Raw genomic sequence first — 11,405 nt, forward strand, 5'->3', positions numbered from 1 at the left:
ATAGAATGGAGAGATTCATATGACAACACCACATAATACAGCGAAAGTTGGAGAAATTGCAAAAACAGTTCTAATGCCAGGAGATCCACTACGTGCGAAATATATTGCGGAAACATTTCTAGAAAATCCAGTGAAGTTTAATACTGTACGTAATATGTTTGGTTATACAGGAAGTTACAAAGGAAAACAAATATCTGTAATGGGATCTGGTATGGGAATGGGAAGTATTGGAATCTACTCATACGAGTTATATAAATTTTATGATGTGGAAAATATTATCCGTGTAGGTAGTGCAGGTGCTTATACAGACGAACTAAACATCCATGATATTGTGCTTGTAGATAGTGCTTGGAGTCAATCAACATTTGCAATGACTCAAGGTGGCGTAGATGGTGATATTCAGTACCCATCTGAGGTGTTAACGAAGAAAATTGAAGATACTGCAAAGCAAAACGGTACTCCTATTGTTAAAGGAAGAATACATTCGAGTGATGTATTTTATTATGAAAGTAATGTTCCAAATTATGTTGATTTTTATAATAATCATAAGTGTATTTGTACAGAAATGGAAAGCTTTGCATTATTCCATAATGCGAAAATGTTAGGAAAACAAGCGGCTTGTTTACTTACGATCTCAGATTCTTTAGTTACTCATGAGGAAATTAGTGCGGAAGCAAGACAAACTTCATTCAATAAAATGATGGAAATTGCATTAGAATCTTGTTTGTAAAGTTAAGGAATATGATAGCGCAACATACCTACAGACATGTAGTAATTGAAAATCAAGAACTGTTTCGACAGTTCTTTTTTTATTAGAGTGAGTTTGATGAGAGGGGATTAGTATACTTTGGTTAATGAAATGGGTTTAGATAATCAAATTTAGGAATAAGGGGATGGAGAAATTAAAACGTAATTTCCCCATCCAAAACATAGCGTTTTCTTATAAAAGATCACTTAACTGATCTATTTTTTTGAGCCACAGATCACCAAAATATTAAGCTTCATTAAAAAGCGAGGTATTAGCATATAACGCTGTAGAGCCTCCGGAGTGTACAAATAGAATATTATCGTCCGGCTTAAAGTAGCCTTTTTTTATTAAATCGATGAGACCCGCAGCAGCTTTACCTGTATATACTGGATCCAGTAAAATCCCTTCCGTTCTTGCCATTAGCTTGACAGCTTCGACCATTTCAGGAGTAGGGATAGCATAGCCTGGTCCGACATACTCATCAAAACACGTAACTGCATCACGAGGGATTTCATTAGGAATGCCAATGTGTACTGAAGTTTCTTTAACAATCTGAAAAACTTTCTCTTCTTGCTCTGTTTTTCCTCTACTTACGTTTATTCCAATTACTGGAATGTTACTGTGATTTCCGTAAAAACCAGCAACTAAACCTGCATGCATTCCGCCGCTACCGCTTACACAAACGACAGCATTCAAATTGACTCCTTGATCAAAAGACTGAGCCAAAATTTCCTGAGCACAAGCAGCATATCCCGTTGCACCAATTTCATTTGATCCTCCAACCGGAATTAAATAAGGTTTATTTCCTTCTTCCTTTACTTCTTGAGCTATTTTTTCCATTTCTTTCATCAGGTCAGTTCCATTAGGTACAACTATGACTTTTTCTGCGCCCAGTAAATGATAAAGAAAATAGTTACCATTGAAATCTGGTTCAGAATTCGTTAAAAGTCCTTCTTCCAATACAAGAATGCACTTCATTTTCTCTTTAACAGCAGCAGCAAGTGTTAAACGGCAATGATTTGATTGGATACCTCCACATGTAATTAATGTATCTGCACCCTTTTCCAATGCATCCGCAACAAGGAATTCTAGTTTTCTTGTTTTATTTCCTCCAGCTGTAAGCCCAAGTAAATCATCTCGTTTAATATAAATTGAAGGGCCTCCCAGAACTTCAGAAAAATGATGTAATTTTTCAATTGGTGTATTTGTTGGTGTATAACGCTTTCTAGGAAATTGCGCTAAATTCATATTAAAATTCCTCCTGTTTCTACTGTTTAAGACTAGACATATGTAAATGAAAGCAAAGAGAATATCAATCTGACGTTCTCTTTGCTTCCATTATGATTAAATCATAGAACTCGCTTCGATTTCAATCAAAGCATCTATAAAAAACCTTATTTTTCTTCAAATATCGGCAAAACGGTAGAAGATTTAATTTCCCTTAAAGCTAAACTTGTTTGAATTCTTGTTATTCCAAGCTGATTTAACTTCCGTATAAAGTTCTCTAATTCCTTTCGTTCTCTATTCGCAACTTTTAGTAGATAATCATACTCACCTGTTAATAAGTGGCACTCTAAAACTTCAGGCATGGATGTTAATTCTTTCTCTAACACTTCTAACTTATCGGCTTGATGGATATTTGTATTGATAAAAATAAAACAAAGTAAGTCAAAGCCTAGCTTTTCTTGATTTAAAATTGCTACGTGCCGGTCGATATATCCTTCGTTTTCTAATCGTTTAACTCTCGCGTGTGTAGCTGGTGGTGACAAATTTACATGTCGCGCTAGTTCTGTATTACTTATTTGAGCTTCCTTTTGTAACTTATCTAAAATTTTAATATCTACTTCATCTAACACTTTATTTCCTAGATGTTCCACTTCTATCTACTTCCTTTCAATTATTCGGAAAATGCTTTGAAAATACTTAGTAAGGTGAATTTTATTTCTTGAAATGTTATTTTTAATTATGATTATTTTGTATTTATTTCATTATACAAAATATTATACGGTGAAATAAATAATTGTGTTAAACTATTTAAAAATTAGAAAGGAATCACTGTAAAAAGTCTATTTAAACCTTAAAGAACAGTGAAAATAGGGGCTTTCGAAATGCCGATCTTTTATATATTGTTGCTATTATTAACAAGTTTGTTATGGGGAGGTAATTTTGTTGTTGGAAAATCACTTGTTGGTCATGCCTCTCCAATGACTTTAACGACCTTAAGATGGGGGATTGCAGTTATCGTCTTATTACCAATGGTATGGTGGAAAGAAAAGAAGATTTTACCCCCACGTAAAGCTATACTTCCATTAATCATGATGGGAGTAACAGGTGTTGTTCTTTTTAATCTTTTTCAATTTTTAGCATTGGAAAAGACAACTGCAACAAATGTTGGTTTAATTTCAACCCTTAATACTATTTCCATTGCTTTATTTTCATCTTTATTTTTAAAAGAAAAACTTAATTTCTTACAAATATTTTCGATGATTATTTCTTTCTTAGGGGTTATTCTTGTGCTTTCAAAAGGAGATATTAATCTATTATTTTCAATGAAGTTTAATTTAGGTGATTTATGGATGGTTATTGCCGTATGCATATGGGGAATCTACTCGGTTTGTAGTAGATGGGCAACGAGGCTAATATCACCTCTGATGTCTACACTATACTCAGGGATCTTTGGACTCCTTGTAATTATTCCTTTTAATCTCTCAGATTTTACACTAATAAAAATAAATGGTTCATTTATTTTCTCAACTTTATATACTGGGATTATTTCAACAGTCTTATGTATGGTGTTTTGGAATATTGGCGTTCAAAAAATTGGTGCAACTTCTGCAGGTATTTTCCTAAATTTCAATCCAATTTTCACAGCAATTTTAGCGTTTTTCTTATTAAATGAAAAAATGACGTGGATTCAAGGACTTGGGAGTATGATTGTTATAATTGGTAGCTTCTTATTCAATTACTTCAAAACAAGTAAAATCTCAAAAAATAAAGGGATACTAAAGAATGGAATCAAATCCTTAGCTTAGATACATTTCGGCTGTTGGGTAAAGAGGTCCAACTTGAAACATCGTTTGGTATTAAAAACTGTGTTGTTTTAATATGACGGAAGGATTATTCATAAAAATTTTAGCCACCTAGAAATAGGTGTTTTTTTTATGTCGGGGGAGAAGGGGAAGTATACATACAGCTCCTCCCTGATGTTTTTAGCAAGATAAGATTTATAGATTTGGTCGCACCCATAGTTTTGAAAAGTCTACATAACCAAACTGCTTAATTTGAATATTCATTAAATCAGCTGCAAAAGGTATTTGGCGTTTTTCATAATATAGTGGAATCATTATTGAATCTTCAATTAATGCCTTTTCAACTTTTAAATTTAATTCCGTCCATTCCAAAAATGGAGTATGTAGATATTCAGCCATGTAACTTGATATTGTTTCATTTGTTTTTATACTGTCTACTAGTGGTGAAAATCCATTGCGAAGAAAATAAAAAAATGAAAAATCTTGATTCATTTCAAAAATTTCACTATGGATGAATAGATCAACTTCATCCTTTGCGGATTTATTTAGGCTTTCTTCAAAGGATAGCCACTTTAGTTCCACGGGTATACCTTCTTTTTCTAACGTTTCCTTTAACCATAATGTTGTAGCCATGGTAAAATTTATGCCTTGTAGAATAATTGGTTCCTTAAAATGTGGACGATCGATTACAGGAATTTTATAATTTTGATTTTTTCCTATTAAACAGCTTTGATTATTTGATCTTATTCTTTCCGAAATATCGTTTAATTCATGTCGGTGCCTTGCTATTACATAATGTATATAATCTCGAACGTCTTTTTTTTGAATAGCAGAATTTCGAAACTTATTCATAATGACAACTCCAAAGCCAGAATCACTTTCTACTTGGAATGTGGAGCGATCCTCTAAGGTTGTTGAAGAACGATAGATCACATCAAAATCTTTAGGTACTTGAATGAATTCTACAACATCTAATAATGGTCTTTCTTGAAAATAGTCCTTAAAAGCGATTAATGTTGTTTTCTCATTGTTATTTTCACCAATAAAAAAAGAACCGGTACCATAAACAGAACCTTCCATTTCTTTATAAATACTAGCATTCATTGTTCCTAACATTTGCAGACAGTAGCTACAACCATTCGGAAAGTATAAATCAACTATGTGAGGAGTTATTGTACAAATATCTGTAATAGGTTCCCATAGTTTCTGGAAATATTTACTATTGCGAAGACGCTGTAAACAGTGAACAACGTCCTCTGCATGTAAAACTGAACCATCATGAAATTTTATATCCTTTTTTAAATAGAGTCGCAGCTTCGTTTCAGAAACATCCCAACTATGCACTAATTCAGGGTTAACTACGCCTTTTTCATCAACAAAAACTAAGCGATTATAAACATTTTCTACGATGTTTGCACTACCTAAATCGGCAGCCTCCAATGGATGAATTGTTAGAAATGGATATTTCCTAGGGATCACAAGTTTCTCTATATTGTTATTTTGATTATATCCAAGTTTCGTCCGAAATTTATTCATTAATCGTAGTTTACTATTGTTTGACCAGCTGCATGTCAAATATTTACTAATCGTTTCAACTGAAGAATTGTCCATCATCGTCATAACTTTTGCTTCATAAATTTCTTCAACATTTTTTAACCATTCTAATTTTGAAAGATTTCCTCTGCCATGGCCAGGTACATAATCAAGCCAACCATCATTTTTCCATTTTTGAAGTTTACGCGATGTTTGCTTTTCACTTAGTCCAAGGTATTCGGCAATCTCTTCTTGCTTCACATTCCCAGATGTTACAGCCTGCCATAAAATTAATAAACGATTATCCATCCGATCCTCCTTACTATAAAAGTGGACATTATAATTTTAATTGTCGGTTTTTATTTATTTTCGTCCAGTTTAATATACAAGAGTAGGGGGGAGGTTTACAATATGTTTTGGAAAGATTATCCACAAAATATTCGAGTTCGTTTAGTAACTTCATTTTTTAATCGCGCAGTATCATCGGCCGTTATGCCTTTTATGGCTTTATTTTTTGCACAAGAAATGAATAAAGTTTGGGCAGGTATCTTTTTAGTCCTTACAGTTTTTATAAGCTTTTTCGTTAATTTGATTGGGGGCTATTTATCAGATCGTTATCCTCGAAAAAGCATGTTAGTAGTTACTTCATCAATAAGTGCACTCATGTTCTTAACAATGACGATTAGTTTATTACCGGAAGAAAATATAATTTGGTTATTTTCATTTGCTTATGTTGTATTTATTGTGTCAAGTAGTTTAGGAAGACCAGCTATGAATGCGATAATCATCGATTCAACGACACCTGAAAATCGAAAATTAGTTTATTCAATTGATTATTGGCTCGTAAATTTATCAATGGCAATAGGAGCAGCTCTTGGGGGATTTCTATATTCAAACCATCAAATATTATTATTTACATTGCTGACAATTACTTCCTCCGTACTACCAATTTCTTATAGTATTTGGTTAATTGACGCATATACAAATCGACTTGAAAAACGAATAAACAATGTGCTCTTAGATCTAGTTCAAAACTATAAGCTAGCAATTCAAGATACACCGTTCTTAAAAGTTGTCATTGGTACAACGTTTATTGTTGCTGCTGAATTCTCTTTAAATAATTATGTAGGAGTTCGTTTATCGGAAACATTTAATTCAGTAACGATAGGAGATTTCCAATTAACTGGGGTCCGTATGTTAAGCCTTCTTAACATTGAAAATATGATCCTTGTTGTTTCATTAACATTTTTAGTTAATAGAATAACTGATCAGTTTAGTAAACAAAAAGTATTATTATTCGGACTTCTTATTTATGGAATTGGTTATGCAACTGTAACATCAGCTAATTTTCTTTTTATTTTAATTTTCTTTAATTTTATTTCAACAATAGGAGAACTAGTGTATTCACCAGTCTTAAATACATTACAATCAAACATGATTCCGGCTGATAAAAGGGGATCATACTCTGCACTTTCGAATACATCATATACTGGGGCAGACTTATTAGCACGTTCAAGTATCATTATTGGAGCGTATATAAATCCGTCGATGATGTCAGTTTATATCGGATTGATCGTGTTGATTGGAATTTTATTGATCTACTCAGGATTATTTGTAAAAAGTTATGTTTCTAAAAATAAAAAGAAGTTAACGTTTCCCTTTAATAATGGTTAATGAACTGCTTCGGTTATAAGAAGTAACACATGCGTTAATTAAAAATCACGAGTCGCAAAAGCGACTCGTTTTAAATTGAACAAACCTGTATGTGAGGTTTTATGCGAATAACTGATAAATTTAAGAACCACATATTATAAACGTAGGTTTTGATATAGATATTCATGTAGTATGGTCACTAAGAAAAATAATAAAAATATTCCAATAGGATATACTATTTTGGTATTGAAGTTGCTTTATGGAGGCAAATTTATGAAAAACCAAACGATCAACTTGCTTCAAATGTCATTTATCCTAATTGGTAGTACTGGACTTGTTAACCATGTCATTATCATTCCTATGGTATTGGACGTTTCAGGCCGTGATTCTTGGATAACCATTTTGTGCTCAGGCGTTTCTTTACTATTCTTGATACCGATTCTCTACTTAATTCAAAAACGTTTGAACGGAGTACAGTTGTTTCTTTGGCTAAAAGGGAATTTTGGTAGATTTATTACCTATCCATTAATGGCTATGGTACTCTTATACTTATTTTCCTCGGGTGTCGTCCTTTTAAAGGAAACATTAACCTTTTTATCGTTTTATCTCCCAATGACACCTAGAGTATTATTAGGAACCACTTTTTCAATTATCTGTTTTTATAATGCAAAGCACGGAATTCAATCCATAGGGTTAACGGCGGGTATTCTTCTCCCTCTTGTTATTTTATTAGGTTTCTTTGTCATGGCTGCGAATTTTCCGCATAAAGACTACACTTTATTAAAACCATTTTTAGAACACGGTACTTCTCCTGTTATAAAAGGCATGGTCTATCCAATATCAGGATTTGTAGAGTTTGCTTTTATCTTATTTTTTCATCAACACTTAAATGAAAAAATAAAGTTTACTACTTTAATTTGGATTGGAATCACTTTTGTAATCCTTACTCTTGGACCAACCATCGGTGCAATCTCAGAGTTTGGTCCATTCGTAGCTGCAAAGCAACGGTACCCAGCATTTGAAGAATGGAGGCTGGTATCAATTGGTCGGTATATTGAACATCTCGACTTTTTATCAGTTTATCAATGGTTTGTTGGAGCTTTCATTCGATTATCTCTTCTTACTTTTTTAGTCCCAGATATTCTTCAAGTTACAAATAAGAGGGTAAATAGTGGATTAAAACTTTTTTTTCTTGGGTGGGTCACTTTGTTATCCGTTTTGTCCATTAACGATACCTCTTTTTATTTGTTTTTATCCCGTCAATTTTTACCGGGTACTCTTATATTCATAACTTTTATGTTTATATTTTTAGCAATCCTCTCCATGTTTGTAAATAAAAAGAATGGAGGTAATGCCAATGAAGCGCAATAATGAACCTGATCAGGATAAGATGATGAAGGTTAAGTGGGATGAAGATATTATAAGAGGCTGGTTTGAAGGGGCGCAAGATGTTCTCTTCCAAAAACAGTTTATCGACAGTGGCAAACGTTATTTTCCTATTTTAACTATCTATTGCCAAAGTCTAATTGACACAAAAGAATTGAGAAAAACAATCATGCCTCATCTTCAAGAAGTGTTGGAAAATGGATTTTCCGGTGATGCAAAAGATTTGGAGTCAAAACTTGCTTTCCCTATCACTCCCGTTAAACCAGACTTTTCACAGGAAGACCTCGCCCAAAAAATTTTTGAAGGAGAAGTTCTTTTTTTTCTCACTTCATTTCGGCTGGTTTATTCAATCAAACTAGCAAACCTTCCTGCAAGATCTGTTGAAGCACCTAGTACAGAAGTGACACTTAGAGGGGGAAGGGACGGTTTTGTAGAAGAAATACAAACCAATATTGGATTAATTCGTAAAAGATTGAAAACATGCTCCCTTAGTTATGAGGAATTTGTTATTGGAACTAGAAGTAAAACCAGGGTTGCTGTTCTTTTTTTGAAAGATGTTATTTCACAAGATGTATTAGAAGAAGTACGAACCAAATTAAATAATATTGAAGTTGATGGCATTGTATCTTCTGATCAAATTGAAGAACTCATTACAGACCGTCCTTTCAGTCTCTTCCCTTTGTTAGAATATACGGGACGACCTGATTATGCTGTAAATTGCCTACTTTATGGACGTTTCGTTTTATTAGTGGAAGGCTCTCCGACTGCATCCATCGGACCTGTTACTCTTGTGTTTTTCGTAAATAATGCAGAGGATCAGCATTCGTCAGCGCCTTTTGCAAGCTTGGGAAGAGTATTGAGGACCTTCAGCTTAATTATTGCTGTTTTTCTACCGGGATTTTGGATTGCCTTAGTTGCTTATCATCCAGATCAAATACCATATACGTTGTTGGCAACACTGGCTTTGTCAAGAGAGGGAGTACCATTCCCAACTACATTAGAAGGATTTTTGATGATTTTTCTATTTGAGTTACTCAGAGAGGCTGGTCTTAGAATCCCTACAACTGTTGGTCAAACGTTATCCGTAGTAGGTGGTTTAATTATTGGGCAAGCTGCCATTAGCGCAGGATTGGCTTCTCCTGGTATTGTCGTAATGATGGCTATTTCTGTCGTTTCGACTTTTACATTAATCAACCAGTCGCTTTCGGGAACGTTAAGTATTATCCGGTATTTTGTCTATCTACTATCAAGCCTACTCGGAATAACAGGGCTTATATTTTCTATTTTTATTATTTGTGTTCATCTTGTGAATTTGCGTTCTTTTGGGGTTCCATTTATGGCTCCTTATTCTCCACTAGTACCAACTAGTTTGATACCGGCAACAATCCGAATTCGTTTTAGAAATATGATAAAGAGACCGAAAGAGCTTCATACGAACGATAGCACGAAAAAAAAGGGTGAGCAAAAAAGATGAGGAAAAAATTTTTTCTAAAAATACTTCTTATCGTATTTCCATCTATGTTCCTCTTAACAGGTTGTTGGGATACAAGAGAAGTAGAGCATGTATGGTACATGAATGCCCTAGGAGTGGACTATAAAAATAATCAATACGTGCTTTATCCTCAATTTATCAATTTTTCCACTTTTGCAAAACAAGAAACCACAATGCGGACACCACAGCCAATTTTTATTGGAAAAGGATCAGGGAAGGTTTTAGACCATTCAGCTTTTGATTTTTATAAAACGACTCAGCAAAGGGTATCTTGGGAGCACATTAATACAGTCGTTTTCTCCGAGAATGTATTAAAAAATGGAGATTTGGGGCAAATTGATGAATTCTTTGCTCGTTTCTTTCAGTTTAGGAATACGATGTGGGTATTTGGAACAAAGGAACCAATTGAAGAGGTTTTAACAACTGGAACCATCTTAAATCTATCACCCCTTTATACAGTAATGGATATTCCAAATGAAATGACTAAAAACTTTTCTCTTTTTAGTCCATTAATATTTTTCAAATTTCGTGCTTATTTATATGAGCCTGCGATGACCACACAAATCCCATTTTTATCAATTGCAAAGAAATGGAAATCAGACAAAGAAGATTTCCCATTATTAAATTATAGCGGTTCGGCTTTTGTAGCTTCAAAGCGCTACAAAGGGTATTTGTCTGAAAAAGACAGCCCTGGTTTAAAATGGATGGGCAAGGATTTTACCCGAGCACCGATCACATTAAAAAAAGAAGGGGAGCCCGTTACAGAAATTGTATTAAAAAAACCAAAAATCAAAACAGTAGGCTACATAAAAAACAACAAGCCGCATTTTCGAATGAAAATTCGCATAGAAGCAGATATTTTTCAGGTCGTAAAATATTTGCCTGTGAAAACTATTAAACAATTAGCTGAAAAAACATTGGAAAAGGAAATTGAAGATACTTACAAAAATGGGCTAAATAAAGGAATTGATGTTTATCAGCTATCACAAATACTTTATCGAAATAATGTAAAAGATTGGAAAAAATTTGAAAAGAACGGAATGGTCCCGCTTTCGCCATCATCCTTAACTGTAGATGCAGATGTGCAAATTATGACAAGCGGTCAATGGAAGTCCACCAATTTACAAAAGCCATTCTCACGAGAAAAATAATTGACTATTTATTTTAAAATAAAAAAGGCACCTTGCATCGTGCCTTTTTTCAAAGTGTTGAAATATATTAAAGACAAGTGTAATTTTTTGATGTACTATTAAGGAATTTAAATATTAATATGTTTTTATCAATGTTTATAAACCCATAAAACTTAAATTATAACTTAGATCTAAAGACTATTGATTAGAAAAATGAATTCAAATCTTAAAAAAGACGATGCTTATTTTCTTAATTTGTCGTTCAAACTATTAATAATTTGTTAGTAAAGGAATTTATTTTTCAACAGTATGAAAAAAAGGCACTTTTCAACGTGCCTTTCAGTGTGTAGACAAAGTCTTATTTATCTGATTTTCAGACTGATTGAAAACGTTTGTCTTTCGAGGCGCGAAGCCTGGCGAGGAGCGGAGTTACC

At 33.5% G+C, this 11,405-nt stretch carries 9 protein-coding genes; 6 read left to right on the plus strand and 3 right to left on the minus strand.

Translation table 11 applies throughout. From position 1 onward, the window contains the following. Positions 1-13 precede the first annotated feature (13 nt). Positions 14-730 (plus strand): purine-nucleoside phosphorylase, encoded by a 717-nt coding sequence (deoD, locus tag B7R67_RS10445; RefSeq protein WP_407920392.1) that lies wholly within the window; start codon positions 14-16, stop codon positions 728-730. 264 nt (positions 731-994) lie between these two features. Here deoD and cuyA read toward each other — a convergent pair whose 3' ends face one another. Both cuyA and B7R67_RS10455 read right to left on the minus strand, forming a co-directional pair. Next, positions 995-1,996: a D-cysteate sulfo-lyase gene (cuyA, locus tag B7R67_RS10450; RefSeq protein WP_088070144.1), complete on the minus strand. Its 1,002-nt coding sequence runs from the start codon at positions 1,994-1,996 to the stop codon at positions 995-997. A gap of 146 nt (positions 1,997-2,142) precedes the next feature. Next, positions 2,143-2,625 (minus strand): Lrp/AsnC family transcriptional regulator, encoded by a 483-nt coding sequence (locus B7R67_RS10455; RefSeq protein ID WP_088070146.1) that lies wholly within the window; start codon positions 2,623-2,625, stop codon positions 2,143-2,145. 231 nt (positions 2,626-2,856) lie between these two features. Between B7R67_RS10455 and B7R67_RS10460 the strand changes: the two genes are divergently transcribed. Continuing rightward, on the plus strand, positions 2,857-3,780 hold the full coding sequence (locus tag B7R67_RS10460; protein WP_088070148.1) for a DMT family transporter: 924 nt from the start codon (positions 2,857-2,859) through the stop codon (positions 3,778-3,780). 192 nt (positions 3,781-3,972) lie between these two features. Here B7R67_RS10460 and B7R67_RS10465 read toward each other — a convergent pair whose 3' ends face one another. Next, entirely contained in the window at positions 3,973-5,619 is a 1,647-nt protein-coding gene (locus B7R67_RS10465; RefSeq protein WP_088070150.1) for an ABC transporter substrate-binding protein, read from the minus strand. Positions 5,620-5,721: 102 nt separating this feature from the next. Between B7R67_RS10465 and B7R67_RS10470 the strand changes: the two genes are divergently transcribed. The 4 genes from B7R67_RS10470 to gerXC all read left to right on the plus strand — a co-directional run bounded on the left by B7R67_RS10470 (position 5,722) and on the right by gerXC (position 10,992). Further along, entirely contained in the window at positions 5,722-6,984 is a 1,263-nt protein-coding gene (locus tag B7R67_RS10470; RefSeq protein ID WP_088070151.1) for an MDR family MFS transporter, read from the plus strand. Positions 6,985-7,236: 252 nt separating this feature from the next. Beyond that, positions 7,237-8,334: a spore germination protein GerXB gene (gene gerXB, locus B7R67_RS10475; RefSeq protein WP_088070153.1), complete on the plus strand. Its 1,098-nt coding sequence runs from the start codon at positions 7,237-7,239 to the stop codon at positions 8,332-8,334. After that, on the plus strand, positions 8,321-9,823 hold the full coding sequence (gene gerXA, locus B7R67_RS10480; RefSeq protein WP_328587371.1) for a spore germination protein GerXA: 1,503 nt from the start codon (positions 8,321-8,323) through the stop codon (positions 9,821-9,823). The genes gerXB and gerXA overlap by 14 nt, the downstream gene beginning before the upstream one ends. Next, positions 9,820-10,992: a spore germination protein GerXC gene (gene gerXC, locus B7R67_RS10485; protein ID WP_088070155.1), complete on the plus strand. Its 1,173-nt coding sequence runs from the start codon at positions 9,820-9,822 to the stop codon at positions 10,990-10,992. The genes gerXA and gerXC overlap by 4 nt, the downstream gene beginning before the upstream one ends. Positions 10,993-11,405 lie beyond the last annotated feature (413 nt).

The organism is Gottfriedia luciferensis (assembly GCF_002156865.1).
In the GTDB taxonomy this organism is placed as follows: Bacteria; Bacillota; Bacilli; order Bacillales; family Bacillaceae_G; genus Gottfriedia; species Gottfriedia luciferensis.